The organism is Mycobacterium sp. 852002-40037_SCH5390672 (assembly GCF_001665875.1).
Classification (GTDB): Bacteria; Actinomycetota; Actinomycetes; order Mycobacteriales; family Mycobacteriaceae; genus Mycobacterium.
In genome coordinates this window covers 16,956-43,366 of sequence record NZ_LZTA01000129.1, presented here as the reverse complement: position 1 = coordinate 43,366, position 26,411 = coordinate 16,956, and the positions used below count along the sequence as shown (strand labels likewise).

Annotated in this window: 32 protein-coding genes; 18 read left to right on the top strand and 14 right to left on the bottom strand. The window is 67.1% G+C overall.

The features are described from left to right. Window positions 1-25 precede the first annotated feature (25 nt). Window positions 26-703 carry a TrkA family potassium uptake protein gene (locus tag A5782_RS23480; RefSeq protein ID WP_067104575.1) on the top strand — a complete coding sequence of 226 codons (678 nt, stop codon included), beginning with the start codon at window positions 26-28 and terminating at the stop codon, window positions 701-703. Here the strand turns inward: A5782_RS23480 and A5782_RS23475 are convergent, their stop codons facing one another. Both A5782_RS23475 and A5782_RS23470 read right to left on the bottom strand, forming a co-directional pair. After that, a complete protein-coding gene (locus tag A5782_RS23475; RefSeq protein ID WP_067104681.1) occupies window positions 704-1,360 on the bottom strand; it encodes a DUF3159 domain-containing protein in 657 nt (218 codons plus the stop codon). Window positions 1,361-1,413: 53 nt separating this feature from the next. Beyond that, on the bottom strand, window positions 1,414-1,782 hold the full coding sequence (locus A5782_RS23470) for an OB-fold nucleic acid binding domain-containing protein (RefSeq protein ID WP_064951783.1): 369 nt from the start codon (window positions 1,780-1,782) through the stop codon (window positions 1,414-1,416). A 137-nt stretch (window positions 1,783-1,919) separates the two neighbouring features. Between A5782_RS23470 and A5782_RS23465 the strand changes: the two genes are divergently transcribed. Next, window positions 1,920-2,618 (top strand): hypothetical protein, encoded by a 699-nt coding sequence (locus A5782_RS23465; RefSeq protein WP_067104573.1) that lies wholly within the window; start codon window positions 1,920-1,922, stop codon window positions 2,616-2,618. 4 nt (window positions 2,619-2,622) lie between these two features. Here A5782_RS23465 and A5782_RS23460 read toward each other — a convergent pair whose 3' ends face one another. Further along, window positions 2,623-3,399, bottom strand: coding sequence for a DUF3710 domain-containing protein (locus tag A5782_RS23460; RefSeq protein ID WP_067104571.1), 777 nt, complete (start codon window positions 3,397-3,399; stop codon window positions 2,623-2,625). A gap of 47 nt (window positions 3,400-3,446) precedes the next feature. After that, window positions 3,447-3,911 carry a dUTP diphosphatase gene (dut, locus tag A5782_RS23455; RefSeq protein ID WP_067104569.1) on the bottom strand — a complete coding sequence of 155 codons (465 nt, stop codon included), beginning with the start codon at window positions 3,909-3,911 and terminating at the stop codon, window positions 3,447-3,449. A 25-nt stretch (window positions 3,912-3,936) separates the two neighbouring features. Between dut and A5782_RS23450 the strand changes: the two genes are divergently transcribed. Then, a complete protein-coding gene (locus A5782_RS23450) occupies window positions 3,937-4,422 on the top strand; it encodes a DUF3093 domain-containing protein (protein WP_067104567.1) in 486 nt (161 codons plus the stop codon). A 9-nt stretch (window positions 4,423-4,431) separates the two neighbouring features. Here A5782_RS23450 and A5782_RS23445 read toward each other — a convergent pair whose 3' ends face one another. Further along, window positions 4,432-4,734: a DUF4193 domain-containing protein gene (locus tag A5782_RS23445; RefSeq protein ID WP_008258544.1), complete on the bottom strand. Its 303-nt coding sequence runs from the start codon at window positions 4,732-4,734 to the stop codon at window positions 4,432-4,434. A gap of 170 nt (window positions 4,735-4,904) precedes the next feature. Between A5782_RS23445 and cei the strand changes: the two genes are divergently transcribed. Next, the gene (gene cei / locus A5782_RS23440) at window positions 4,905-5,555 is read left to right on the top strand and encodes an envelope integrity protein Cei (RefSeq protein ID WP_067104565.1); all 651 of its coding nucleotides are present in this window, start codon (window positions 4,905-4,907) and stop codon (window positions 5,553-5,555) included. A gap of 9 nt (window positions 5,556-5,564) precedes the next feature. Here the strand turns inward: cei and A5782_RS23435 are convergent, their stop codons facing one another. Further along, window positions 5,565-6,434: an inositol monophosphatase family protein gene (locus A5782_RS23435; protein WP_067104563.1), complete on the bottom strand. Its 870-nt coding sequence runs from the start codon at window positions 6,432-6,434 to the stop codon at window positions 5,565-5,567. A gap of 101 nt (window positions 6,435-6,535) precedes the next feature. On the opposite strand from A5782_RS23435, the gene ppgK reads away from it, so the two are divergent. The 4 genes from ppgK (at window position 6,536) to A5782_RS23415 (ending at window position 10,495) form a co-directional block, all read left to right on the top strand. Continuing rightward, window positions 6,536-7,345: a polyphosphate--glucose phosphotransferase gene (ppgK, locus tag A5782_RS23430; protein WP_067104561.1), complete on the top strand. Its 810-nt coding sequence runs from the start codon at window positions 6,536-6,538 to the stop codon at window positions 7,343-7,345. A gap of 176 nt (window positions 7,346-7,521) precedes the next feature. After that, on the top strand, window positions 7,522-9,063 hold the full coding sequence (locus A5782_RS23425; RefSeq protein ID WP_156624079.1) for an RNA polymerase sigma factor: 1,542 nt from the start codon (window positions 7,522-7,524) through the stop codon (window positions 9,061-9,063). A gap of 69 nt (window positions 9,064-9,132) precedes the next feature. Beyond that, window positions 9,133-9,996 carry a DUF4436 family protein gene (locus A5782_RS23420; protein WP_156624078.1) on the top strand — a complete coding sequence of 288 codons (864 nt, stop codon included), beginning with the start codon at window positions 9,133-9,135 and terminating at the stop codon, window positions 9,994-9,996. Between the two features lie 70 nt (window positions 9,997-10,066). Further along, the gene (locus tag A5782_RS23415; RefSeq protein WP_067104555.1) at window positions 10,067-10,495 is read left to right on the top strand and encodes a RidA family protein; all 429 of its coding nucleotides are present in this window, start codon (window positions 10,067-10,069) and stop codon (window positions 10,493-10,495) included. Here A5782_RS23415 and A5782_RS23410 read toward each other — a convergent pair. Then, on the bottom strand, window positions 10,429-10,812 hold the full coding sequence (locus A5782_RS23410) for a DUF952 domain-containing protein (protein ID WP_369815673.1): 384 nt from the start codon (window positions 10,810-10,812) through the stop codon (window positions 10,429-10,431). The two genes, A5782_RS23415 and A5782_RS23410, sit on opposite strands and share 67 nt — an antisense overlap. A 129-nt stretch (window positions 10,813-10,941) precedes the next feature. Here A5782_RS23410 and A5782_RS25840 point away from each other — a divergent pair, with 129 nt between their 5' ends. Both A5782_RS25840 and A5782_RS23405 read left to right on the top strand, forming a co-directional pair. Further along, entirely contained in the window at window positions 10,942-11,127 is a 186-nt protein-coding gene (locus A5782_RS25840) for a hypothetical protein (RefSeq protein ID WP_082943065.1), read from the top strand. A gap of 67 nt (window positions 11,128-11,194) precedes the next feature. Further along, entirely contained in the window at window positions 11,195-12,196 is a 1,002-nt protein-coding gene (locus A5782_RS23405) for a YihY/virulence factor BrkB family protein (RefSeq protein ID WP_067104551.1), read from the top strand. Here the strand turns inward: A5782_RS23405 and A5782_RS23400 are convergent, their stop codons facing one another. After that, window positions 12,197-12,436 (bottom strand): DUF3039 domain-containing protein, encoded by a 240-nt coding sequence (locus A5782_RS23400; RefSeq protein WP_064879665.1) that lies wholly within the window; start codon window positions 12,434-12,436, stop codon window positions 12,197-12,199. It abuts the gene before it with no gap. A gap of 58 nt (window positions 12,437-12,494) precedes the next feature. Between A5782_RS23400 and A5782_RS23395 the strand changes: the two genes are divergently transcribed. From A5782_RS23395 to A5782_RS23385, 3 genes are all read left to right on the top strand, one after another. Next, window positions 12,495-12,941, top strand: a complete 447-nt coding sequence (locus A5782_RS23395; protein ID WP_156624088.1) for a DUF3099 domain-containing protein — start codon at window positions 12,495-12,497, stop codon at window positions 12,939-12,941. 167 nt (window positions 12,942-13,108) lie between these two features. Further along, window positions 13,109-14,068 (top strand): sigma-70 family RNA polymerase sigma factor SigB, encoded by a 960-nt coding sequence (sigB, locus tag A5782_RS23390; RefSeq protein WP_067104548.1) that lies wholly within the window; start codon window positions 13,109-13,111, stop codon window positions 14,066-14,068. A gap of 129 nt (window positions 14,069-14,197) precedes the next feature. Further along, the gene (locus A5782_RS23385) at window positions 14,198-14,887 is read left to right on the top strand and encodes a metal-dependent transcriptional regulator (protein WP_067104546.1); all 690 of its coding nucleotides are present in this window, start codon (window positions 14,198-14,200) and stop codon (window positions 14,885-14,887) included. Window positions 14,888-14,907: 20 nt separating this feature from the next. Here the strand turns inward: A5782_RS23385 and A5782_RS23380 are convergent, their stop codons facing one another. Next, window positions 14,908-15,966 (bottom strand): DUF4192 domain-containing protein, encoded by a 1,059-nt coding sequence (locus A5782_RS23380; RefSeq protein ID WP_067104677.1) that lies wholly within the window; start codon window positions 15,964-15,966, stop codon window positions 14,908-14,910. A gap of 112 nt (window positions 15,967-16,078) precedes the next feature. On the opposite strand from A5782_RS23380, the gene sthA reads away from it, so the two are divergent. After that, window positions 16,079-17,494: a Si-specific NAD(P)(+) transhydrogenase gene (sthA, locus tag A5782_RS23375; RefSeq protein ID WP_067104544.1), complete on the top strand. Its 1,416-nt coding sequence runs from the start codon at window positions 16,079-16,081 to the stop codon at window positions 17,492-17,494. 108 nt (window positions 17,495-17,602) lie between these two features. Here the strand turns inward: sthA and A5782_RS23370 are convergent, their stop codons facing one another. Further along, the gene (locus tag A5782_RS23370) at window positions 17,603-18,439 is read right to left on the bottom strand and encodes a serine protease (protein WP_067104542.1); all 837 of its coding nucleotides are present in this window, start codon (window positions 18,437-18,439) and stop codon (window positions 17,603-17,605) included. Window positions 18,440-18,666: 227 nt separating this feature from the next. On the opposite strand from A5782_RS23370, the gene A5782_RS23365 reads away from it, so the two are divergent. From A5782_RS23365 to A5782_RS23355, 3 genes are all read left to right on the top strand, one after another. Then, window positions 18,667-19,638 (top strand): proteasome assembly chaperone family protein, encoded by a 972-nt coding sequence (locus A5782_RS23365; protein ID WP_067104540.1) that lies wholly within the window; start codon window positions 18,667-18,669, stop codon window positions 19,636-19,638. Between the two features lie 63 nt (window positions 19,639-19,701). Further along, window positions 19,702-20,733 (top strand): alpha/beta fold hydrolase, encoded by a 1,032-nt coding sequence (locus tag A5782_RS23360; protein ID WP_067104538.1) that lies wholly within the window; start codon window positions 19,702-19,704, stop codon window positions 20,731-20,733. Between the two features lie 45 nt (window positions 20,734-20,778). Further along, entirely contained in the window at window positions 20,779-21,465 is a 687-nt protein-coding gene (locus A5782_RS23355; RefSeq protein ID WP_067104536.1) for a PhzF family phenazine biosynthesis protein, read from the top strand. 23 nt (window positions 21,466-21,488) lie between these two features. Here the strand turns inward: A5782_RS23355 and A5782_RS23350 are convergent, their stop codons facing one another. From A5782_RS23350 to A5782_RS23340, 3 genes are all read right to left on the bottom strand, one after another. Further along, on the bottom strand, window positions 21,489-21,974 hold the full coding sequence (locus tag A5782_RS23350) for a peroxynitrite isomerase (protein WP_067104535.1): 486 nt from the start codon (window positions 21,972-21,974) through the stop codon (window positions 21,489-21,491). 38 nt (window positions 21,975-22,012) lie between these two features. Further along, entirely contained in the window at window positions 22,013-22,477 is a 465-nt protein-coding gene (nrdR, locus tag A5782_RS23345) for a transcriptional regulator NrdR (RefSeq protein ID WP_067104532.1), read from the bottom strand. Window positions 22,478-22,574: 97 nt separating this feature from the next. Beyond that, the gene (locus tag A5782_RS23340) at window positions 22,575-23,069 is read right to left on the bottom strand and encodes a LysM peptidoglycan-binding domain-containing protein (protein WP_067104530.1); all 495 of its coding nucleotides are present in this window, start codon (window positions 23,067-23,069) and stop codon (window positions 22,575-22,577) included. Window positions 23,070-23,362: 293 nt separating this feature from the next. Between A5782_RS23340 and lexA the strand changes: the two genes are divergently transcribed. Then, window positions 23,363-24,061: a transcriptional repressor LexA gene (gene lexA / locus A5782_RS23335; protein WP_067104528.1), complete on the top strand. Its 699-nt coding sequence runs from the start codon at window positions 23,363-23,365 to the stop codon at window positions 24,059-24,061. Between the two features lie 17 nt (window positions 24,062-24,078). Here the strand turns inward: lexA and A5782_RS23330 are convergent, their stop codons facing one another. After that, window positions 24,079-26,262 (bottom strand): LGFP repeat-containing protein, encoded by a 2,184-nt coding sequence (locus A5782_RS23330; RefSeq protein ID WP_067104526.1) that lies wholly within the window; start codon window positions 26,260-26,262, stop codon window positions 24,079-24,081. Window positions 26,263-26,411: the final 149 nt, after the last annotated feature.

Sequence of the window (26,411 nt, the reverse complement as noted above, 5' to 3'; positions counted from 1 at the left end):
GGGCCGGGTACGAGGAGCGGCGCACATGAAGGTAGCTGTTGCCGGCGCCGGCGCGGTCGGCCGCTCGGTCACCCGGGAACTCATCGGCAATGGCCACGATGTGACGCTGATCGAACGCAACCCCGATCACGTCGACGTCGACGCCATCCCGGCCGCGCACTGGCGGCTGGGCGACGCCTGCGAACTGAGCCTGCTGGAGTCGGTGCACCTGCAGGAGTTCGACGTGGTAGTGGCCGCGACCGGCGATGACAAGGCCAACGTCGTGCTAAGCCTCTTGGCCAAAACGGAATTCGCGGTGCCGCGGGTGGTGGCCCGCGTCAACGATCCCCGCAACGAATGGCTGTTCACCGACGCGTGGGGGGTCGACGTCGCGGTGTCGACGCCGCGCATGCTGGCCTCACTCATCGAAGAGGCCGTCGCCGTCGGCGATCTGGTGCGCCTGATGGAATTCCGCAAGGGCCAGGCCAACCTCGTCGAGATCACCCTGCCCGACGACACGCCGTGGGGCGGCAAGCCGGTGCGCAAGCTGCAGCTGCCGCGGAACACCTCGCTGGTGACGATCCTGCGCGGCCCGCGAGTGATCGTGCCCGAGGAGGACGAGCCACTGGAAGGCGGCGACGAGCTGTTGTTCGTCGCCATCGCCGAGGCGGAAGAGGATCTGCAGAAGCTGCTACTGGGTAGCCACAGTCCGGGCGCCGACTGATCAGTCGGTGACGGCGCCGGGTTCCATTTCCACCGTGGGGGCATCGGCGGCGGCCATGGCCCGTTGCGCCGACTTGATCGCCGCATACGTGGCCAACGCGGCGAGCGCGGTAAGCGGCCAGCCCATCCCGATCCGCGCCGTCGCCAGCCAACCGGTCCGATCGGCGTCATACAGCAGCCCTTGAACCACGAACCGCGCGGCGAACACCAGCACCCAACCCAGCGATGCGACGTCGAACGCATACACGGCCCGCGGTACCCGGCGCCAGCCATCACCGCGGCCGGTGGCCCAGCCCCACGCGTAGCCGACCAGTGGCCGGCGGATCAGCACCGACGCCGCGACAACCACCGCCCACACCAACGACATCCAGATGCCCAGCAGGAAGTAACCCTTGGACTCGCCCAACACATAGGCGATCAGCGCGCACAGCGCGACACCGAAAAAGCCGGAGAACGCCGGCTGCGGTGATTCGCGCCGAACGAGCCGCCACACCATGACCAGTGCGGCCACCCCCAGCGCGGCCACGATCGCGGGGACCAGTCCCGACACGCTCGACACGATGACGAAGACCACCACCGGCAGCGACGAGTAGATGACACCGCTGATCCCGCCTGCCTGTGCCAGCAGACGTTCCGGGTTGATGCGGTTAGTGGTCATTTGTTCCGACGAGCCCGACTCCCGCGGGGTCACCCGCGCATCTTCGGGATCGGTCACCGCTGAATTTCGTAGTGCGGGTTGTAGATCGCCTTGGTTCCGTTCTCCAGCTTGCCGAGGCGTCCACGCACTCGCAGAGTGCGGCCCGAGTCGATACCCGGAATGCGGCGTTGTCCCAGCCATACGAGCGTGACGGTGTCGCTGCCGTCGAACAATTCGGCGCGTACTCCGCCGGCGCAGGCCCTCCCGTTGCACTCGACGCTGCGCAGCGTGCCCACCATCGTGACCTCCTGGCCACGCTGGCAATCAATCGCGCGTTGCGCTCCGGTGCTTGCGACCTCGTCGGATAGTTCCTCCGAGTCGAGTTGCTCCGGATCCTCCGTCAACCGACGGGTGAGCCGGCGCAGATACCCTTGGGCCCCCATGGCCACTCCTGACAATGCTGATAAGCCTCGACGCTTCCATATATGCCAACGGACACCGTAGACCTCTTGGTTCCCCAGCGCCAACCGACTCAAACGTCGTGTTGGAGGGCCCGTGAACGGCGGGGCACTATCAAGAGGTGGTGGTCGATCTCAGCGGTGTCACGACGGTGTTGTTGCCCGGAACCGGCTCCGACGACGACTATGTTCACCGGGCGTTTTCCCGCCCCTTAGCCGCGGCCGGCGCGTTGCTGAAGACCCCGGCGCCGCGCCCCGACCGGCTGATCGAGGGCTACCTGGCGGCGCTGGACGGCGCGGCGCGCGAGGGGCCGATCGCTGTGGGCGGCGTCTCGATCGGCGCCGCGGTGGCGGCCGCCTGGGCGTTGGCCCATCCCGACCGGACCGTCGCGGTGCTGGCCGCACTGCCGGCGTGGGCGGGCGCGCCCGGGACAGCGCCCGCGGCCCTGGCGGCGCGGTATTCGGCGTCACAACTGCGCGCCGACGGGCTGGCGGTGACCACGACCCAGATGCGGGCATCGAGCCCGCCCTGGCTGGCCGACGAGCTGACCCGGTCATGGGGCGCCCAATGGCCACATCTGCCCGATGCCATGGAAGAAGCCGCCGCCTACGTCGCGCCGAGCTGTGACGAGCTGTCCGGGCTCGCCGCGCCGCTGGGCGTGGCATCCGCGGTCGACGATCCGATCCACCCGTTGCAGGCCGGGATCGACTGGGTCGCTGCCGCACCCCGCGCGGCACTGCGGACGGTGACGCTGGATCAGATCGGGGCGGATCCCGCGGCCCTGGGTGCGGCCTGCCTGAGCGCGCTGGCCGACCTGTAGCCGGTCAGCCGCCCGTGGTGGTGCGCAGCTGCTGCATGGCCGACCCGTCGACGCTGCGGCGCGCGGCCGGCTCGTTGGACGGTTCCTGTGGCCCCTCGGCCTGCTGGGCCTCGCCCTGCTGCGCGGCCTGTTGCGCGGCGGCGGCTTCGCGCAGCTGCTGGGCCATCGGCTCGGGCAGCTGCACGGTCAGCGGCGTCCGCACCGGAAGCGGTGTCTCGCCGCGCCGAACCACCGTGTCCGCCAAGGCAGCTCGCGCCTCCTGCTCCAGGGCTTCCATCGTCTCGTGCGCACCGTTGATGACGCAGCGGATCATCCAGCGATAGCCGTCGACGCCGATGAAGCGCACCACGCCGGTGGCGGTGCCCACCACCTCGCGACCCCACGGGCCGTCCTTGATGCTGACCTGGGCCGAGTCGTTGCGCAGCGACTCGGCGAGTTCGCCGGCCACTTCACGCCACAGGCCGCCCGTCTTGGGCGCGGCATAGGCGGCGATGGTGAACCGACCGTTGGGGGTGACGACCCAGACCGCGCTCGGCACACCGGTTTCGGTCAGCTCGACCTGCAACTGACCGGCCTCAGGCATGGGAATGAGCACCGAGCCCAGGTCGAGCCGGGCCAGTTCCGCCACCGCCGGGTCGTCGAAGTCCTCGATGTCGAACGGGCCCTCGAGATCTTCGGGGGCCTGCTCGTCGGCATCGCGGGCCGCGACGTCGCCCGCCGTCGGCGTGCCGGCGCCGGAGGCGTCGTCGTCTTTGGGTGTGCGTTTACCGAATGCAGCCATCAGCGCCGCTCCTTCTCATCGCCTTGCTCTGCATCGTCGCCGGCGCATCACAAACTCGCATGTCCGCCGGAGGAACCGTGACCACCATCGCCACGGGAGGTTTCGGCCAGCCCGGCCTCGTCGAACGACGACACCTCGACCAACTCCATCAATTCGACTCGCTGCACCAACAACTGGGCGATGCGATCGCCGCGGTGCACCACGATCGGCTCGGTCGGGTCCAGGTTGATCAGCGCAACCTTGATCTCGCCGCGATAGCCCGCGTCGATCGTACCCGGACTGTTGACGATCGAAAGTCCAACTCGCGCAGCCAGTCCCGACCGTGGATGCACCAAGCCGACCATGCCGAACGGGATGGCGACCGCGACCCCCGTTCGCACCAGGGCGCGTCGCCCGGGTTCCAGTTTGACGTCTTCCGCGCTGTAGAGATCGATGCCGGCGTCGCCTTCGTGGGCGCGGCCGGGCAGCGGAAGATCGGGGTCAAGGCGGACGATGGCCAGACTGGTCGACACGGGGCCACAGACTACCCTTGACTGCGTGTCCGATACGCGCGTCGCGCCGCACAACGTGCGGTATCGCGAACGATTGTGGGTTCCGTGGTGGTGGTGGCCACCGGCCTTCGCGCTGGCGGGCATCATCGCGTTCGAGTTCAACATGGGCGTCACCCGCCAATCGTCCTGGTGGCCGTACGCAACGCTGTTCGCGGTGGCGGCCGCGGCGCTGGTGTGGCTGGGCCGCATCGAGATCCGGGTCACCGCCGACCCATCGGTGCCGGGCGACGTGCAGCTGTGGGCCGGACAGGCACATCTGCCGGTCACCGTGATCGCCCGGTCCGCGCAGATAGCGCCGTCGGCCAAGTCCGCCGCGCTGGGCCGCCAGCTCGACCCGGCGGCGTACGTCCTACATAGGGCATGGGTGGGGCCGATGATCCTGGCGGTACTCGACGACCCGGACGATCCGACGCCGTACTGGCTGGTGAGCTGCCGTCACCCCGAACGGGTGCTGTCGGCCCTGACACGGTGAGCGCAGCTATCAGGCCGCGCAGTCGGTACAGATCATCACGCCGTTCTTCTCGCTGGCCAGGCGGCTGCGGTGTTGCACCAGGAAGCAGCTCGAACAGGTGAACTCGTCGGCCTGCTTCGGAACCACGCGCACCGACAGTTCTTCACCAGACAGGTCGGCACCGGGCAGTTCAAAGTTCTCAGCGGATTCAGATTCGTCGACATCGACGACGGCCGAAGCCGCCTCGTTCCGTCGCGCTTTGAGCTCCTCCAGCGAGTCCTCCGAAACGTCGTCGGTCTCGGTACGCCGTGGAGCGTCATAGTCGGTAGGCATTGCCCTGTCCCCTCACATGCCCTCGTTATCCAAGCATCGCTTTGTACCAGCGTCGAACGCATCCACCAAACGATTCGTGCCCGTATCGCGGTCCATTAAGGTGTGATTTACATCACACCGCCATTTTTACCCTTGCGCTCGTCTCTGAACAGTGGGTTTAGAGTGCAGCTGTGGTCACGCAAATCACCGAGGGTACAGCTTTTGACAAGCACGGTCGGCCCTTTCGGCGGCGCAACCCCCGGCCCGCGATCGTCGTGGTGATTCTTCTCGCAGTGGTTACCGGCGGGATCTGGACGGTGGCGCTGACGCGACCCGCCAAAGTGCACGAGGCCGTGGTGTGCAATCCCCCGCCGCAGTCGACCGGGTCGGCACCGGCCCAGCTGGGTGAGCAGGTGTCGCGCAGCGCCATGATGGACGTCACACCCGCCAAACTCGCGGACACCAAAGTTCGCGTCCTCAACGCCAGCGGCCGGGGCGGCCAGGCCGGCGACGTGGCCGGGGCCATGAAAGACCTCGGCTTCGCGCAACCGACCGCCGCCAACGACCCCCTCTACGCGGGCACCAGACTCACCTGTCAGGGTCAAATCCGTTTCGGCACCGCCGGGCAGGCCACCGCGGCCGCCGTGTGGCTGGTGGCGCCGTGCACCGAACTGTTCAACGACAACCGCGCCGACGACTCCGTCGACCTGTCCCTGGGGACCGACTTCAACGCGTTGGCGCACAACGACGACATCGACGCCGTGCTCGCCACCCTGCGCCCCGGCGCCACCGAGCCCTCGGACCCCACCTTGCTGGCCAAGATTCACGCCAGCAGCTGCTGACGCGGGCGGTCAATCCAGGATCGGGTCCAGGCCGTTGAAGCGCTCCAGGACGGCCAAAAGTTCGTCGGCGATTCCGGGCGCGGCGGCCAGCGCCAGGCCCGCCCCGGCCACGCCGGGTGCGGGCAGCACCACCCGGGCCCCGGCCTCCGCGGCGATCAGCGCACCCGCGGCGCGATCCCACACCTGCAGGCCGTGCTCGTAAAAGGCGTCGAGCCGGCCCGAGGCGACCATGCACAGATCCAGTGCCGCCGAGCCGATGCGACGAACGTCGCGGACCACCGGCAGCATGCGTGCCAGCAGCGCCGCCTGCGCCGCGCGGCGCTGCCGCGAATAGCCGAAACCGGTGCCCAGCAACGCCATCGACAAATCGTCGACGGCGGCGCTCTGCAACGGATGCGTCCCTTCGTCGTCGGTGACATGCGCACCCAGGCCGAGGGCCGCCGAGTACACCCGGTTTCCGACGACGTCGGCGACCGCCCCGGCCACCGATTCGCCGTTGACCTGTGCACCGACGGACACGGCATAGGCGGGGATGCCGTAGACGAAATTCACTGTGCCGTCGATGGGATCGAGCACCCAGGTGACCGATCCGGCCGGCGTGCCCGCCGGATCGGCAGGCCCGCCGCCTTCCTCGCCGAGAATTGGGTCCCCAGGCCGTAATTCGGCCAATCGGTCGCGCAACAGCCGTTCCGTTTCGGTGTCGACCACGGTCACCGGATCGGTCGGGGTGCTCTTCGATCGCACCGCGCCGCTGTCGTCACTGCCCGCGTCGGTGCCGAAAACCTCTGCCCGCCGACGCCTCACGAATGCGGCGGCGTCAGCGGCCAAGGTTTCGGCGACCGAGCGCAGCCGGACGAGCTCGTCATCGGAAGGGGTCACCGGTCTATCGGATCACAGTCGCCACCGTCGCGCAGGCGCCGCGGGCCGCACCGTCGCGGCGTTAAGGTGAGCGGACAGCTCAGTCACGCCGAGGAGATTCGATGACCAGCACCGCCTCGACCACGGATACGCCCGGCACCGCCGCCGGCGACGGCGGGCCACGGCGTCGCGGATTCGGCATCGACGTCGGCGGCAGTGGCATCAAGGGCGGCATCGTCGACATGGACACCGGGCAGTTGGTCGGCGAGCGGGTCAAGCTGCTGACCCCCCAGCCCGCGACGCCCTCGGCGGTCGCCAAGACCATCGCCGAGGTGGTCAACGCCTTCGGGTGGACCGGCCCGCTGGGAGTGACCTATCCCGGCGTCGTGACGCACGGCGTCGTACAGACGGCGGCCAACGTGGACAAGGCGTGGATCGGCAGCAACGCGCGCGACATCATCAGCGCCGAGCTGGACGGTCAGGACGTCATCGTCCTCAATGACGCCGACGCGGCCGGGCTGGCCGAGGAGCATTACGGCGCGGGCAAGGGCCAGTCGGGGCTGGTGGTGTTGCTGACTTTCGGCACCGGGATCGGCTCCGCGGTGATCCACAACGGAACGCTGATCCCCAACACCGAGTTCGGCCATCTCGAGGTCGGCGGCAAGGAGGCCGAGCAGCGGGCGGCGTCCTCGGTGAAGGAGAAGAACGACTGGTCCTACGAAAAGTGGGCCAAGCAGGTGACCAAGGTGCTGGTGAGCATCGAGAACGCGGTGTGGCCGGATCTGTTCATCGCGGGGGGCGGCATCAGCCGCAAGGCCGACAAATGGGTGCCGCTGCTGACAAACCGCACCCCGGTGGTGGCCGCGGCCCTGCTCAACACCGCCGGGATCGTCGGCGCGGCCATGGCCGCCACCTCGGACGTGACTCACTGATTTTGCCCGGCAGAGCCGTAGGACCCCGCACTGTCGTTACAATGGTCTTCGGCGAACGCCCAACCGATAGCGTGCAACTACTCACGCTGATACCAACGCCGACATCGACATAGCAGACACTTTCGGTTAACCATGCCCATTACCCACCGAGAGTGAGCCCAAACGAAGGGGTGTAAGTGGCAGCGACGAAAGCAAGCCCGGCAACGGATGGGCCGGTGAAACGCACCGCCACGAAGTCTCCGTCGTCCCCCGCGAAGCGACCGGCGGCCAAGGCTGCCAACGGCTCGGCGCCCGCGAAGCGGGCCGCCAAGACAGCATCACCGTCCACGTCCGAGGCCGACACGGCCGCCGATCCCAAGAAGGCCCGCGCAGCGGCCAAGGGCGCCGGCGCCAAGGCGCCATCGGCGCGCGGAACCAAAGCCGCCAAGGGTGGGCCGGCGGATCCCGAGGTTCTGGATTCCGACGGAGCCGTCGAGGATCTGGACAGCGAACCCGACCTCGAGGTTGAGCCCGGCGAAGACCTCGACATCGACACCGACCTGAGCCTCGACGACCTCGAGGAGGACGTAGCGTCCGACGGCGAAGAGCCCGGCGAGGCCGAGGGTGACACCGAGGTGGTCGGGGTCGAGGGCGAGGAAGAGGTCGTGGCCAAGCCCGTCAAGGCCGCCGCGCCCGCGGCAGAGGACGACGAGGATATCGCCGAGCCCAGCGAAAAGGACAAGGCCTCCGGCGATTTCGTGTGGGACGAAGACGAGTCCGAGGCGTTGCGGCAGGCCCGCAAGGACGCGGAGCTGACGGCCTCCGCCGACTCGGTTCGCGCCTACCTCAAGCAGATCGGTAAGGTCGCGCTGCTCAACGCCGAGGAAGAGGTTGAGCTGGCCAAGCGGATCGAGGCCGGGCTGTACGCCACGCAGCTGATGACCGAGCTGACCGAGCGCGGCGACAAACTGCCCGCCGCCCAGCGCCGCGACATGGTGTGGATCTGCCGCGACGGCGACCGCGCGAAGAACCATCTGCTGGAAGCCAACCTGCGGCTGGTGGTGTCGCTGGCCAAGCGATACACGGGCCGGGGCATGGCCTTCCTCGACCTGATCCAGGAAGGAAACCTGGGTCTGATCCGCGCGGTCGAGAAGTTCGACTACACCAAGGGTTACAAGTTCTCCACGTACGCGACGTGGTGGATCCGTCAGGCCATCACCCGCGCCATGGCCGACCAGGCACGCACCATCCGTATCCCGGTGCACATGGTCGAGGTCATCAACAAGCTGGGTCGTATCCAGCGCGAGCTGCTGCAGGACCTGGGCCGCGAGCCCACGCCTGAGGAGCTGGCCAAGGAAATGGACATCACGCCCGAAAAGGTGCTGGAGATCCAGCAATACGCCCGCGAGCCGATCTCGCTGGACCAGACGATCGGCGACGAGGGCGACAGCCAGCTGGGCGATTTCATCGAGGACAGCGAGGCCGTGGTGGCCGTGGACGCCGTGTCGTTCACGCTGCTGCAAGACCAGCTGCAGTCGGTGCTGGAGACGCTGTCGGAGCGCGAGGCGGGCGTAGTACGGCTACGTTTCGGGCTCACCGACGGCCAGCCCCGCACCCTGGACGAGATCGGGCAGGTTTACGGCGTGACCCGTGAGCGCATCCGCCAGATCGAGTCCAAGACGATGTCGAAGCTGCGCCATCCCAGCCGCTCCCAGGTGCTGCGCGACTACCTCGACTAGTTCCGAGCTGTTCAGCCGTCGTTCAATCGTCGGCACTCCCGCTCGGGTTCACTCGTTTACGGTGTGGCCATGGCTGTCGACACAGACGTCAAACCGATTTCGGTACCGCATCGCCGACGTCCGCTGCTACTGCTGGCAGCAACCGTGTTCCTGGCCGTCTTGACCATCACCGCCGTGTCGTTCGAGCAGGCTGGCCACGCGTCGGGTGTAAATGGCGATAGAAACCTAAGCGACGGCATCCGCATCCATGCCGACATCCAAAAAATCACTCCAGCCGATGACCAGTTGGTGGTCGGGCTCGAATTCGAGCCGAGGGGACGCTTCGCACAGGACGGGGTCTTCCTGGCCAAGAACGCGCGAGTCGTCGCAGTCGGCGGCGCGGGTTTGGTTGACCAATCGTTCACTGCGGGCGGGCTGATGACATCGCAAACGCTGCCCGTCGCGCTCGCGTCCGGCGACGACGTCAGCCAGTACCCATTCGATAGATATACCGCGCTTTTTAGTGTGCGCATCCTGGCCGCAGACGGTTCCCCCGTCCCCACGGTGCTGATCGCCGGCGGGTCGGTGCACGGCTACAGCATCAGCATTGGCAACCCGCCTCGGGAACTGAACGAAGGCAATGACCTATCGATCAGCGTGGGACGCGCGCCTTCCACATGGATCTTCGCGGTATTCATCGTATTGCTTATGTGGGCGTTGACGATCCTGTCGGTGCTGCTCACAGCGAACCAGATTCGCAGCGATAGGCCGATCGACGGCACATTGATCTCATTCCTCGGTGTTCTTCTGTTCTCGTTTTCGGCAGTCCGCAACTCGATGCCCAACGCACCGGCCGTCGGTGCGCTCACCGATTACCTGTCCTTCTTCTGGTGCGAGTTGGTGCTCGGACTCTGCCTCGTCGCAATACTCGTTTTCCGCATCCGTCGCAATTGAATCGCTTGCCTTACAAGCTTTTTCGCGATGATCTCAGCACCAGGTCCGCCGCGGCGACTATCGTGGCCGCATGTCAACCAACCGCAAAGTGGTCTCTGGCGAATCCGCCTTCGAGTCGGCGGTCGGTTACTCGCGCGCGGTGCGGGTCGGTCCGCATGTGGCGGTGGCCGGAACAACCGGCTCCGGGCCCGCCGGCGATATCGCCGCGCAGACACGAGATGCCCTGCGCCGCATCGAGATTGCGTTGCACCAAGCGGGCGCCGCGCTCACCGACGTGGTGCGCACCCGCATCTACGTCACCGACATCTCGCGCTGGCGCGAGGTTGCAGCGGTGCACGAGCAGGTCTTCGGTGCGATACGTCCCGCGGCCACCATGGTCGAAGTCTCGGCGCTGATCGCCCCCGAGTTGCTGGTGGAGATCGAAGCCGACGCCTACGTCGACTCCCCGGCACCGTCACCGGCGATCGGCGGGAAGGAGCCGTCGTCGGCCGGCGGGTAGGCGGTGACCCCGACCACAGCGGCCACCGGCAGCACACCGTACAGATGCGGGAACAACATCGACTCCGGATCGGTGGGTACCCCCGGCTCCCATCGCACCGGGGCGGCAAGCCGGGCCGGGTCGATGTGGAGCAGCACCAGGTCGCGGCGACCCCGGTAGAGCCGGTTGGCCGGCAGGTGCACCTGCTCGGGTGTCGACAGATGGATGAAGTCGCCACCGCCGGCGGCGTCCGGGTGGATGCCGCCCCGCCGGCGGGCCTGCGCCCACTGCTGGGTTCCGCACAGGTGCACCAGGAGGTCAGGAGCGAGGGTCACAATCCGACACCCTAAAGACCGCTTAAACCAAAGTTGACCAGGCCGTGAGAAACGACACACCCGATAACGATCGGGGAACAAGGCGAAAACGTCATACGTCTGAGAAAGTGAATACACGAGAACGGAGAAGCCATGAACGCAACTCTGACGAGTCCAGAACTGACCCGGGCCGACCGCTGCGATCGCTGCGGTGCGGCGGCCCGTGTACGAGCCACGCTGCCTTCCGGACTAGAGCTTCTCTTCTGCCAGCATCACGCCAACGAGCACGAGGCGAAGCTCACCGAGCTGGCCGCCGTGCTGGAGACCAGCGAAAGCTAGCCCGCGGACGAACTCGCCCATCGCCAATGTGGGCGGTGCGAGCGATCTTCGGTAATGCTGGACGGGTATGAGCGAGCAGGTCGCAAAACCGTCGCGCCACCACATTTGGCGAATCACCCTGAGGACTCTTTCCAAGAGTTGGGACGACTCGATTTTCTCGGAGTCGGCTCAGGCTGGTTTTTGGTCGGCGTTATCACTGCCGCCGTTGCTGCTGGGGATACTGGGCACGCTGGCCTACGTGGCGCCGCTGTTCGGCCCGGACATGCTGCCGAGCATCCTGCGGCAGCTGATCTCGACGGCACACAGCGTGTTCTCCCCCAGCGTGGTCAACGAGATCATCGAGCCGACCGTCCGCGACATCGCCAACAACGCCCGCGGCGAGGTGGTGTCGCTGGGGTTCATCATCTCGTTGTGGGCGGGGTCGTCGGCCATCTCGGCGTTCGTCGACTCCGTGGTCGAGGCGCATGACCAAACTCCGCTGCGCCACCCGGTGCGCCAGCGCCTGTTCGCGCTGTTCCTCTACGTGGTGATGCTGGTCTTCGTGGTGGCGACGGCGCCGCTGGTGGCGGTGGGCCCGCGCAAGGTGGTCGAACACATCCCGCTGGGCCTGTCCAACGTCCTGGGCTACGGCTACTACCCGGCGCTGATTGTCGGTCTGACGATCGGGGTGATGATCCTGTACCGGGTCGCACTGCCCGAACCGTTGCCGTCGCACCGGCTGATCCTGGGCGCAATGCTGGCGACCACGGTGTTCGTCACCGCGACGCTCGGCCTGCGGTTCTATCTGAGGTGGATCACAAGCACCGGCTACACCTACGGCGCGCTCTCCACGCCCATCGCGTTCCTGTTGTTCGCGTTCTTCGGCGGTTTCGCGATCATGCTCGGCGCCGAACTCAACGCCGCCGTCCAGGAGGAATTCCCCGCACCCCGGACCCACGCCCACCGGCTGCGCAAATGGCTGTTCACGCGTTCGCCCGCCTTGAAGCGGACGGTGGAGACTCTCGCCAGCCCGATCGCGAATCCCGCGACGCAACAACGCGACGTCGCGCCGGCGGAGCCGCCCGGCTGATCAGCCCTTCTTCATCCGGTCGTAGATCTGCTTGCAGTCCGGGCAGACCGGTGAGCCCGGCTTGGCCGCCTTGGTGACCGGAAATACCTCGCCGCACAACGCGACGACGTGGTTGCCCATCACCGCGCTCTCGGCGATCTTGTCCTTCTTGACGTAATGGAAGTACTTCGGGGTGTCGCTGCCGGTCCCGTCGTCGACGCGTTCGTCGGTCTCGGTGCGTTCGATCGTTTGGGTCTGCATACCTGACATTGTGCACTGCCCGCGGGCGCTGAAACCGGTCCGAGCCGGAATCGGCCGGTTGTGGGACAGTGGAGAAATGAAGCACGGCTCCGACCCGGGGTTCGACGGCAAATTCGATGACTTTGACGGCAACAAAGGCCGCCCAGTGCTTATCACCGCCGCCGCGACCTCCTACGAGGAGCAACATCGTGCGCGGGTCCGTAAGTACCTCACCTTGATGGCATTCCGGATTCCGGCGCTCATCCTGGCCGCGGTCGCCTACGGCGCGTGGCACAACGGACTGATCTCCCTGGCGATCTTGGCGGCCTCAATCCCGCTGCCCTGGATGGCCGTGCTGATCGCCAACGATCGGCCGCCGCGCAGTGCCGACGAGCCGCGCCGATTCGACAGTGCCCGCCAGCACACTCCCCTGTTCCCCCGGGCCGAACACCCGGCGCTCGAGCCTCCGCGACACCCGCAGCCGGAGTGGCCTTCGGGCGCGCGGGACGGAATCGATCACGGCTAGCGGTCGTTTCCGCCGCGGGTGCCGCCACCGCCCGCTTCTCAGGACATTCTCAGGTCTGCGGCACATTTGTGCACGTCAACACGTGTGAGATGAGGAATCGCCGGGAACTCTCAGAGCTGATCTGTCGTTGAACTCCATGACAGAACAAAGCCGAACGGGAGGTCGCTATGGCGAACGCCAGCACGAGCAGATTTGACGGCGATCTGGATGCTCAAAGCCCCGCAGCGGATCTGGTGCGCGTATATCTGAACGGGATCGGTAAGACGGCCCTGCTCAATGCGGCCGGCGAAGTCGAACTGGCGAAGCGCATCGAGGCCGGGCTGTATGCCGAACACCTGCTTGGAACGCGTAAGCGCCTCGGGGAGAACCGTAAACGCGATCTAGAGGCCGTGGTGCGCGATGGTCAGGCGGCGCGTCGCCACCTGCTGGAGGCGAACCTGCGTCTGGTGGTGTCGCTGGCCAAGCGGTACACGGGTCGCGGCATGCCGTTGCTGGACCTGATCCAGGAGGGCAACCTCGGACTGATCCGCGCGATGGAAAAGTTCGACTACACAAAGGGATTCAAGTTCTCGACCTACGCCACGTGGTGGATCCGTCAGGCCATCACCCGCGGCATGGCCGACCAGAGCCGCACCATCCGGCTGCCGGTTCATCTCGTGGAGCAGGTCAACAAGCTGGCGCGGATCAAGCGCGAGATGCACCAGAACCTGGGACGCGAGGCCACCGACGAGGAACTGGCCGCCGAGTCCGGCATCCCGGTCGAAAAGATCAACGACCTGCTGGAGCACAGCCGCGACCCGGTAAGCCTGGACATGCCCGTCGGCTCCGAGGAAGAGGCACCCCTGGGCGACTTCATCGAGGACGCCGAAGCGATGTCGGCCGAGAACGCGGTGATCTCCGAACTGCTGCACACCGACATCCGCAGCGTGCTGGCCACCCTGGACGAACGTGAGCACCAGGTGATCCGGTTGCGGTTCGGCCTGGACGACGGCCAGCCGCGCACCCTGGACCAGATCGGCAAGCTGTTCGGCCTGTCCCGCGAGCGGGTCCGCCAAATCGAGCGGGACGTAATGTCCAAACTCCGCAACGGGGAACGCGCCGACAGGCTACGGTCGTACGCGAGCTAACACCTCACTCAAGCTAGGTAGCAGACGGTATGCCCGCCGCGTCAGCGGCGGGCATACTGCTTGCCTGGGAGGCGTTACAACCATTCGCGCAGCTGGGCAAGTAGACTCAGCGTCGACGGAGGGTGCTGAATGAACGACCTGGTTGACACCACCGAGATGTACCTGCGGACCATCTACGACCTCGAAGAAGAGGGCGTGACGCCGCTGCGTGCCCGAATCGCCGAGCGCCTCGATCAGAGCGGGCCGACTGTCAGCCAAACCGTGTCGCGCATGGAGCGGGACGGTTTACTCCACGTGGCCGGCGACCGCCACCTCGAGCTCACCGACAAGGGCCGGGCGCTGGCCGTTTCGGTGATGCGCAAGCATCGCCTCGCGGAACGATTGCTGGTCGACGTCATCGGGTTGCCCTGGGAAGAGGTCCACGCCGAGGCGTGCCGCTGGGAGCACGTGATGAGCGAGGACGTCGAGCGGCGGTTGATGAAGGTGCTCAACAACCCGACCACCTCGCCCTTCGGCAACCCGATCCCCGGGCTTCTGGACCTGGGTGTGGGCCCCGAGTCCTGGTCCGAGGACGGCCCCCTGGTCCGGCTGACGGAGTTGCCCGCCGGCGCGCCGGTGGCCGTGGTGGTGCGCCAGTTGACCGAACACGTCCAGGGCGACATCGACCTGATCTCGCGCCTGAAGGACGCCGGCGTCGTGCCCAACGCGCGCGTCACCGTCGAGACCGGCTCCGCCGGGGTGACCATCGTCATTCCGGGCCACGAGAACGTCACCCTGCCGCACGAGATGGCGCACGCGGTCAAGGTCGAAAAGGTCTGATCCGGGGCTTTCTTGCCCACCTATCCCGCCCTGCGGCCGAACGGTCGTCGCGGCGGTAGTTGCACGCCGAACCGCTTGGCCAGCCGATAGCCGGTCAGCGCCAGGTCCCGGATGTCCTCGGGCCGCAGACCCGACTGCAAAGCGGTGTCCAGCATGCCCGCCATGCGATGGTCGGGTTCACAACGCAGCGCCTCCTGCAGCGACACCCCGGCGAGCGGTCCGTCGCCGCGGGCGTACGCGCTGAACGCGAGCAGGACCAGCGCCTCGATCCGCCACGGCGGGGGCAACGTGCGCGCCAGCTGCGCCCACAGCGTCTCGACCTCGCCGGCGCTCTCCCCGACCGCAAGGGCATACAGGATGTCGCGCACCTGCGCGTCGCTCAGCGCACAACCCAGCGTCGCCACCTCCGCGTCGGACAACGATTCCCCGGCCGCGACCCGGGCGGCGGCGTCCATCGCCGTCTCCACGTCGCCGCGGGTGCAGCGAATCGGATGCGCACGATGCGCCGCCCTGCGCCGGGCGGCCTGCTGCCTGACCGCGCCGGCCAGCGCGGCGCTGCGCGCCGCGTCGTCGGGCGCGATGACCGCCTGCAGGTCGGCGCGCCGTGGATAGAGCCGCCTGCCTTCCAGCACCGCCGCGGCGGCCAGTGGGGAGGCCGCGGGGTCTGCGACGACGCCGCTCGACCCGCAGCCCTCGGCGCAATGCCAGCGCCCACCGAGGGCCACCTGGTCCACCACGTGAGTGGCCCATAGCTCAATGTTGTGCTGCGACAAAGCTTCTGCGAGCGCCACCGACAGCTGCCGGTATTCCTCATTACAGCTTGGACAGTAGGCCCCGTCCGCGTCGACGATCACCGCGATCACCGCCTCCGGCGCCGCCGCGGCGGCGACCTCCGCCAGGTGCCCCACCCGATCGACAAGCTCGTCGGAGAGGTCGACACGCATCACCGACCCGAGTTCCCCGTCACCCAAAGACACCAATATCAATGAATTTTCGGGAACGAAGCCGAGAACGGCCGGCAGCGCGGCGATGAGTGCGCCGGGGCGCGAAAGTTCAAAGTCTTCTCGATGCGTCGTCATGAACACAACGCTGACGGCCGCCACCGTCAACCGGTGCGCACGTGCGCGATCGTGGCAGCGGACCTGTGGATGAACCCAGCACTGTGCGTTGTGCTGCCCTACTGTTTAGGCCATGAGTTCGCCGCAAGAGTACGACATGGTGGTCATCGGGTCTGGGCCCGGCGGGCAGAAGGCCGCCATCGCCTCGGCCAAGCTTGGTAAGTCGGTCGCCGTCGTCGAACGCGGCCAAATGCTGGGCGGTGTGTGCGTCCAGACCGGCACCATCCCGTCAAAGACGTTGCGCGAGGCGGTCCTCTACCTCACCGGTATGAGCCAGCGCGAACTCTACGGCGCGAGCTACCGGGTGAAGGAGAAGATCACCCCGGCCGATCTGCTGGCCCGCACCCAGCACGTGATCGGCAAGGAAGTCGACGTGGTGCGCAATCAGCTGATGCGCAACCGCATCGACCTGCTGATCGGCCACGGCCGTTTCGTCGACCCGCACACCATCGAGGTCGAAGACCCGTCGCGGCGCGAAAAGATAACCATCAGTGGCAAATACGTCGTCATCGCCTCCGGCACCAGGCCGGCTCGGCCCTCCGGCGTCGAGTTCGACGAACACCGGGTGCTCGACTCCGACGGGATTCTCGACCTCAAGTCGCTGCCCGCCTCGATGGTGGTGGTCGGCGCCGGTGTCATCGGCATCGAATACGCCTCGATGTTCGCCGCACTGGGCACCAAGGTCACCGTCGTGGAGAAGCGCGATGACATGCTCGACTTCTGCGACCCCGAAGTCGTCGAGGCGCTGAAGTTCCACCTGCGCGACTTGGCGGTGACGTTCCGGTTCGGTGAGGAGGTGACCGCGGTCGACGTCGGGTCGGCGGGCACCGTCACCACCCTGGCCAGCGGCAAGCAGATTCCCGCCGAGACGGTGATGTATTCGGCCGGGCGACAGGGCCAGACCGATCACCTCGATCTGCACAACGCCGAGCTGGAGGCCGACAACCGCGGGCGGATCTTTGTCGACCACAATTTCGCGACCAAGGTGCCGCACATCTATGCCGTCGGCGACGTGATCGGCTTCCCCGCCTTGGCCGCGACCTCGATGGAGCAGGGCCGGCTGGCCGCCTACCACGCGTTCGGGGAAGCGTGCGGCGGCATCACCGAGCTGCAACCGATCGGCATCTACTCCATCCCCGAGGTCTCCTACGTCGGTGCCACCGAGGTGGAGCTGACGAAGAGCTCGGTTCCCTACGAGGTCGGGGTGGCCAGGTACCGGGAGCTGGCCCGCGGCCAGATCGCCGGCGACTCCTACGGAATGCTCAAGCTCCTGGTGTCCACCGAGGACCTCAAGGTGCTCGGCGTGCACATCTTCGGGACCAGCGCCACCGAGATGGTGCACATCGGGCAGGCCGTGATGGGCTGCGGCGGCACGGTGGAGTACCTGGTGGACGCGGTGTTCAACTACCCCACGTTCTCCGAGGCCTACAAGGTGGCGGCGCTTGACGTGATGAACAAAGTCCGGGCGCTCAACGCGTTCCGCCACTAACTGTGATGGTGGCGACCCGCTGCGCCCGGCTCCGCCGCGCTGGCGATCGCCACTAACTGTGATGGTGGCGACCCGCTGCGCCCGGCTCCGCCGCGCTGGCGATCGCCACTAACAGGCGTCTTGGAGGTCGTTGGGGATCGGGTCGCCGGGCCCGCCCGCCTCGGCGCGGGTCAGTAACTCCGCGGTTTGCGCGTCGAACGGCGCCGAATACGACATGTTCGCGGCGCATCCACCCCGCTCGAGACCACCGATCACACCGATGAGCGTGGTGCCGCTGACCCAGGGTGCGCCACTGGTGCCGTCCACCAGCCCTTCGCAGGCCAAGGCGGGAAAGCCGGTGTCAGTGACCGACGTGCTGGCCTGACATCCGATCGGCGAGCCGCCCACGCCGGCGGGATACCCCAGCACGGTGACGCGGCTGCCCGGTGGAGGTGTCACACCCAACGTCAGCGCGAGGCCGACGCGCGACTCGACGGGAGCGCCGGCGTCGTTGCTGACCCGCGCGACCGCGTAGTCGGCATGCGGGTCCTTGCTGGCCATCCAGCGTGGATCGAGGTAGACCGCGTCGGCCTTCCACACATCGGCGGGTCCGGGTGCGGCATCCCCGGCGAATCCGGGAACGAAGGTGATCAGCGAGGCCCCGGCCAGGCAGTGCGCGGCGGTCATTATGAGGTTGCCGCCCGTCGAGTGCACCACCGAACCGGTGCACACGTGCAGGGGGCCGCCGTCGATAAAGATCGCCCCGATGCGCCGATCCGGCTCCACCGGACCCGCGACGGCCTTCTGCTCGGGCTGGCTGAGCCGCTGCACCGGACCGCCGACCCGCGGGGCGGAAACCGGAGCACCCGAGACATGCTCGACGGGACGGTGACACGACGCCAGCGACGTCGCCACCCCCACCACCGAGCAGAGCATCAGGATCCGAATGCGCATCGCCTTCATCATGCCTGACCGGCGGGCGGCAAGCCGACTTCCATACATCGCGGTGCGCCACGGGTTTGCTGGCGCACACGCCGGTGACCCCGGAGATGTTCTTGCCGGATTACGCGTGGGAATTATCACGTTTCAGCTACCAGCGTGACGCAGAGTTCGCTGATGAATGTGGGTGCCGCCTGATTCGGGGGACACTGGGTAGGGCACCCTGGATAGACCCCCGAGAGGAGGCGATCCCCATGGCTCACCATCAAGACCCAGGTGATCAGTACCAGCCAGGGCAGGCTGGCATGTACGAGCTCGAGCTGCCGGCGCCGCAGTTGTCGACGTCCGACGGACGCGGCCCCGTGCTGGTGCATGCTCTGGAAGGCTTTTCCGACGCCGGACATGCCATCAAGCTGGCGGCCGCACATCTCAAGGCGGTGCTGGACACCGAGCTGGTCGCGTCCTTCGCGATCGACGAATTGCTGGACTACCGCTCGCGTCGGCCACTGATGACGTTCAAAACCGATCACTTCACCCACTACGAGGATCCCGAACTGAGCCTGTACGCGATGCGTGACGCGATCGGCACGCCGTTCCTGTTGCTGGCCGGCATGGAACCGGATCTCAAGTGGGAGCGCTTCATCACCGCGGTGCGACTGCTGGCCGAGCGCCTCGGCGTGCGCCAGACCATCGGCCTGGGCACCGTCCCGATGGCGGTTCCGCACACCCGGCCGACCACCATGACCGCACACTCGAACAACCCGGAGTTGATCGCCAACTTCCAGCCCTGGATCTCGGAAATCCAGGTTCCCGGCAGCGCGTCCAACTTGCTGGAATACCGGATGGGCCAGCACGGCCATGAGGTCGTCGGCTACACCGTGCACGTCCCGCACTACCTCACGCAGACCGACTACCCGGCCGCCGCCCAGGCGTTGCTCGAGCAGGTCGCCAAGACCGCGTCACTCGAGCTGCCCGTGACCGCGTTGGCCGAAGCGGCCGAAGTGATTCGGGCCAAGATCGACGAGCAGGTCGAGGCGAGCGCAGAGGTCGCTCAAGTGGTGGCCGCGCTCGAGCGCCAGTACGATGCGTTCATCGACGCTCAGGAGAACAGATCGTTACTAGCTCGCGACGAGGATCTGCCTAGCGGCGACGAGCTAGGCGCGGAGTTCGAGCGATTCCTGGCCCAGCAGGCGGAGAAGAAGTTCGACGACGACGATCATGCCTGACCCACGTAGCAAGCACCCCTAGCCAGACCGCCCTTAGCCCGGCCCGACACCAAGGTTGGCGATATGACCGAGCGGAAGCGCAATCCCACGCTCCGCCCGGTGCGTGAAGTCACCGCACCCAAACTCGAATTCCGCACCATCCACGGTTACAAGCGGGCCTACCGCATCGCCGGCTCCGGGCCGGCGATCCTGCTGATCCACGGCATCGGCGACAACTCCACCACGTGGAACACCGTGCAGGCCAAGCTCGCCCAGCGTTTCACGGTGATCGCCCCGGATCTGCTGGGCCACGGGCGATCCGACAAGCCGCGCGCGGACTACTCCATTGCGGCGTATGCGAACGGGATGCGTGACCTGCTCAGCGTGCTCGACCTCGAGCGCGTCACCATCATCGGCCACTCGCTGGGCGGCGGCGTTGCCATGCAATTCGCCTACCAATTCCCGCATTTGGTGGAACGGTTGATCCTGGTCGGCGCCGGCGGTGTGACCAAGGACGTCAACTTCGTCTTGCGGTGCGCTTCGCTGCCGATGGGCAGTGAAGCGATCGCCGTGCTGCGGCTGCCGCTGGTGTTGCCGGCGGTTCAGCTCATGGGACGCGTCCTGGGCATCGCGCTGGGCAGCAGCGGCCTGGGCCGAGATCTGCCCAACGTGCTGCGGATCCTCGACGATCTGCCCGAACCGACGGCGTCTGCGGCGTTCAGCCGGACGCTGCGGGCGGTGGTGGATTGGCGCGGACAGATCGTCACCATGCTCGACCGATGTTATTTGACCGAAGCCATCCCGGTGCAGATTGTCTGGGGCACAAAGGATGTGGTGGTTCCGGTCCGTCACGCACGGATGGCGCACGCCGCGATGCCCGGCTCCCGCCTCGAAATCTTCGAGGGCTCCGGTCACTTCCCCTTTCACGACGACCCGGCCCGATTCATCGACGTCGTCGAGCGCTTCATCGATTCCACCGAGCCCGCCGAATACGACCAGGCCAACCTTCGAGGCTTGCTCCGCACCGGCGGCGGCGAGCAGGCTGTCTCGGGCCCCACTCGCACTCGCGTCGCCGTGCTGAACGCCATGGGTTCCGACGAACGCAGCGCCACCTGATCACCGTGATCGCTGCGGCCGGGTCCCGCGCCGTACAGTCGGGCCATGGGGATCGACGTGACGGTGTTGCGGGTATTCACCGATTCGGACGGCAATTTCGGTAATCCACTGGGCGTGGTGGAGGCCGGCCGGGTCGAGCTCGCGGACCGACAGCGACTGGCAACCCAATTGGGCTACAGCGAGACGGTTTTCGTTGACCTTCCGGGCACGGGCTCCGCCACCGCGCACGCCACCATCTACACGCCGCGAACCGAACTGCCCTTCGCCGGCCATCCCACCATCGGGGCCACCTGGTGGCTGCGCGAGAAGGGTTCGCCGATCAACACGCTGCGGGTGCCCGCCGGGATCGTGCAGGTGGGCTACGACGAGCACCGCGCCAGCATCAATGCCCGCGCCGACTGGGCGCCCGACTTCGCCCTACACGAACTCGCCTCGGCCGCCGAGGTTCTCGCCGCCGACCCGGCGGATTTTCCCGACGACACCGCGCACTACCTATGGGCCTGGACCGACCGGGCGACCGGGTCGCTGCGGGTGCGCATGTTCGCCGCCAACCTCGGTGTGGTCGAGGACGAGGCAACCGGTTCGGCGGCGATGCGGATCACCGATTACCTGAGCCAGAGCCTGCGGATCACCCAGGGCAAGGGCTCCGTCATCGAAACGACGTGGAGCGCCGAAGGCTGGGTCGGGGTGGCCGGGCGGGTCGTCAATGACGGTGTGCGACACCTGGACTGACGCCCCCAGCCATCGCGAGTAGCTCAGCGCTGCCGGTGCAGCACCGCGGCGAGGTGGTCCTGCAGGGGTTGCCCGACCGCACCCATCTGCACGGTGTAGGAAAGCTCGTCGCCGTCGATGCGGAAGGAACGGCCAAGCGCCGTCACCTCTTTGGCGCTGGGAGTCAACCCGACGGACTTGGTGGACATCTGCATTTCGATGAGGCCACCGGTGACCGAATAGGTGCCGACCTCGATTTCGGTGATGCCGCTGGGGTGCGCCAGAACCAGTTCGACGTCACCCGGCTGCGGTACCCGAAGGTATCCGGTTTCGGCGTGCAACGGCTTGCCGTCGGCCGCCGCCCTGGTTTTCTGCCCGTAGGCCAGAAACGGTTTACCGACGTGGGAGAACACGACTTCTTCGAGATAGTCGAAGGGCGGGATCGTCGGGTACTTTCCCGCGCCCTGGCCGGACCAGGTCCCAAGGAGCGGGGCCAGGGCCGCAAGGTCGGGATGCAAGTCAGTGGGCATGAAACCGAGCCTAGGCGGACATCATGCGCGAAGTTCCGTCAGCCCGGCGTTGCCACTCCCCGGTGCTCACGCAGCGTCTGGATCTCGCGCTCGAAATCGTCGGCGGACTCAAAAGAGCGATACACGGAGGCGAACCGCAGGTAGGCCACCTCGTCGAGGTCGCGCAACGGCCCCAGAATGGCCAGACCGACCTCGTGACTGGGGATCTCGGGTGAGCCTGCGGCGCGCACGGTGTCTTCGACCTGCTGGGCCAGCAGATTCAGCGCATCGTCATCGACCTGCCGCCCCTGACAGGCCCGGCGGACGCCGCTGATGACCTTCTCCCTGCTGAACGGCTCGGTGACGCCACTGCGCTTGACCACCGCCATGACCGCGGTCTCCACGGTGGTGAAGCGTCGTCCGCACTCGGGACAGGATCGGCGTCGCCGGATGGCCTGCCCTTCATCGGTTTCGCGCGAGTCGATCACCCGTGAATCGGGATGACGGCAGAACGGACAGTGCATGACCGCTCCTTCGCCGTGCCGACAACTACCGCAGGACTTTGAGCGTACCCGCGCGCTGACCTGCGCGGCTAACGGAGTCGCGTTCGCACAACGGTTGTCATTCGATCGGAGCGATGAGCGTTTGGCCCGCCATCAGGGTGGGTGAGTGCAGATCGTTGAGTTCGCGGATGCGGTCGGCGACCTGGGTGGTCGGCGCGTCGGGCGCCACCCGGTGGGCGAAGTCCTGAAGGGACTCCCCAGCATCGACGCGGACGACGGCCAGCCGGTCGGGAACGTGAGCCGCGGAATTCGTGGAGTCACCGTTGAGCGCCTGGCCGACGTTCGCGACGAGACCCAGCCACAGCGTGATCGCCCCGGCCGCCAGAGCCAAGCCGAGGGTCGACGCCCAGGTGGTGCAGCGCCTGCGGTGCGGGGCGACAGACCTTGCCACTCCGGTGCCGTAGTAGCGCGTCGCCGCGCCCGCCGGTCGCGGGGGCGCCGGTCTGCGGGACCGCGTCAGGACGTCGCGTCCATACCGAGGGCCCTGGACGGGTCCGTTGATCGGGCGCCGAAGACTGCTGTTACGCGGCGCAGGCGTGTGGATGACTGTCATCTTCGTTCCTCCGGTCAACTAGCTCTCGCTCGTGTGTTCGACTCTAATCGCCTGTGTGTTCGAAACCCGAACATTTGAGCGAAGCGTGTCGCACGAGCAAACGCTAGATCACACCACCGACAAGTTCGTCGGCCTCTACCACTGTCACGAGGCACAAATACCCGATATCTGTAAGAGTTACACATTTGTGATTCACCCGACTCCGCGCCTTTTTCGCGGCCGATCCGAACGGGACGACACGCCAGTCGAACACATGTTTGATTCTTGTTCGCGGTGCGGCTACATTCAGTTCCATGGGCGACAGCAACGACAGTTCATCGGCCGGTCCCGGCGGTCGGCTGCACTCCGTGAATTCCGCGCTGACCGAACGGCAGCGCACCATTTTGAACGTCATCCGCGCCTCGGTCACCAGCCGCGGCTACCCGCCGAGCATCCGGGAGATCGGCGACGCCGTCGGGCTGACGTCGACGTCATCGGTGGCGCACCAGCTGCGCACCCTGGAGCGCAAGGGATACCTGCGCCGCGACCCGAACCGCCCGCGAGCGGTCGATGTCCGTGGTTCCGACGACGACGTGGCGGTGCCCGCCACAGAGGTGGCCGGCTCGGATGCGCTGCCGGAACCCACGTTCGTTCCGGTGCTCGGGCGCATCGCGGCCGGCGGACCCATCCTGGCCGAAGAGGCCGTCGAAGATGTCTTCCCCCTGCCACGCGAATTGGTCGGCGAGGGCACGCTTTTCCTGCTCAAGGTGGTCGGTGACTCGATGGTCGAGGCCGCGATCTGCGACGGCGACTGGGTGGTGGTGCGTCAGCAGAACGTCGCCGACAACGGCGACATCGTCGCGGCCATGATCGACGGCGAAGCCACCGTCAAGACGTTCAAACGCGCCGGCGGTCAGGTGTGGCTGATGCCGCACAACCCGGCGTTCGATCCCATCCCCGGTAACGACGCGAGCGTGCTGGGCAAGGTCGTCACGGTCATCCGCAAGGTCTGACGCGAAAGCACGCCCAGTCAGTCGGCCCTGGTGAACCCGTTGGCCTGAGCGACTTCTTCGCTCGACAACCAGATTTCGGCCAGCGTGTCCTGATACAGGTCGCTGCCCGGCGTGTAATACAGGCCGTACCGAGCGCTGGCCTTGATCGGGTATCCGTCGGGCGCCTGGTATGGGTCGTCGAGCGGCAGGTGGATCGTGGGCCGTCCCTCCGGGCCCGCCAGACCGTTTTCCGAGCCGTCCTCGGCGTCCGCGGCGGCGTGCCGACCGCTTCGCGCCGGCGACCCGGCCGCAACCGCACCGGCGACCACGGCGTCGGCTTCCGCCGTGGTGTCCGCTTCAGACTCGACATCCGGCTCCGGGGTTGCCAGGTCAAGGTATTCGTCCTCCGGCTCGGCGGTTTCCAGGGCGCCGGTCGCGTCGTCGCTGTCCGGCGCGGTGCCGGGAACGGCGACGTCGGGATATTCGTCGTCCGCATATCCCTGCTCGGAATAACCGGCATCGGGGTCCTCGGCGTCGACGTAGGCGGCGTCGTCCGCCGTCTCGGACTCGGCAACCTCGGGAACGGCGTCGGTGTAGTCGGTGTAGTCGGCTCCGGCATCGGGATAGTCCGCCTCGGCCAGCATCTCCTCGGAGACGACCGGGATGGAGTCGGTGTCGATGGCGTCGGGATCTTCCTCCTCGAACCCGTATTCGCGCTCGGCCGGAACCTGACGTTGCCAGCTGACGCGCCCGGCGTCCGGTGCCTGTTCCGGAGCGGCGAGACCGAACGACTCGGCGTCGAGGTCCGGATCATCCGGTCCCCAGCTCCCATCGGCGTCGTAGCCGAAGTCCCCGCCTTGATCGGGCGCATAACCCGCGGCGTCCTCGTGCCCGGGCCGGCGCCGGCGCCAGACGAACAGCACCCACACCAACAGCACGAGCAGCACCAGCACCGGAATGGCGGCCATCAGCCACCACCAGTGCCAGGTGAACTTCTTGGCATGCGACGGCATGGCCGAATTGCTCGGCTGGTTCTGACCCGACACCTGCAGGCCGGACAGCAACGGCGCCAGATTGGACGGTTCCGTGCTGAACGTGTTCTTCGCCCGGTTCCACGAGACCTTGCCGCCGGTGAACGGCTGCGAAATCACGTCACCGTTCACCGCCTGGTCGCCGACCGGCGCTCCGAGTTTGCCGGCGGGAGCGCGCAGCTTGTCCCACGCGGCCTTCATCGCCCCGCGCACGACGAACGCGCCGTGGTCGGACGTCCAGAAGATGACCGGCTTGTCGGCGGCGGAGAAGGTGCATATCCGGCTGGAAGACCCTATGCCGCCGTCGGTTTCGTTGGTGGTGGGGAATCCCAGATCGCTGCCGATCGGTCCGCCCAGCGCCTCGTACTTCGCCAGAATGTCGCTCTCGACGGCGTTCGCGCCGGTGGCCGGGGTGAAGAAGACCTTGCCGCCCGCGAAGTTCTGGGCGATTCCGTCACCGCCGACGGGATATTGCCCGCCCTGCTTGGCGCCCAAGGGTCCAGTGGGTCCGCCGGCCGCGCGCCAGGCCGTGTTGATCGCCGCGGTGGGATCGATCGCGACCTGTAATCCCTTCAACTGGTCGGCCAGCGCCGGGGGTTCGGTGGTGAACTGCTTCGTCTGCCGGTTCCACGAGACCTGGCCGCCGCTGAATTTCTGCGAGGACACCTCGCCGCTGTAGGTCTCGTCGCCCACCGGCACACCGAGAACCCCGCCCGAACTGCCCAGCTTGTCCCAGGCGGCGTTGAGGGCGCCGCGCACCACGTACGGGCCGTGCTCGGGCGTCCAGAAAATTACCGGCTTGTCGCTGGCCGAGAAGGTGATTACCCGGCTGTCCGGACCGGCCAGGCCCGGCACTTCGTTGATGGCCGGGAACCCCAGATCGCTGCCGGCCGGCCCACCGAGCGACTCGTACTTGTCCAGCACGGGCCCGTAGGCGAATTTCGCCCCGGTGGCCGGGGTGAAGAACATCTTGCCGCCGTCGAAATCCAGGGCAAAGCCGTCCCCGACGGGGTACACATCGCCCTTGCGGGCGCCCAGTGGTGAGGTGTCACCGCCGGCCTTGTCCCATGCGGCCATGATCGCGGCTTCGGCGTCGCCGATCGGACTCGCCACCGCAGTGGGCGCCAGCAATACCGCGGCCAGTGCTGTGGTCGTCAAGCTGACCAGCGTGCTTCCGATCAGCTTGCGCATGTGACCTCTCTGCACCTTCACCAAGCCTCCCAGCCGGCGGATATGGCTCTATCTGCGGCTATGCCCTTACCTGCATAACCGGCGAGCGGGCCGTACCTGCGCGGGAAATGGACCCGCGCACGACCAGGCTCATCGCCGGGCTCGCACAA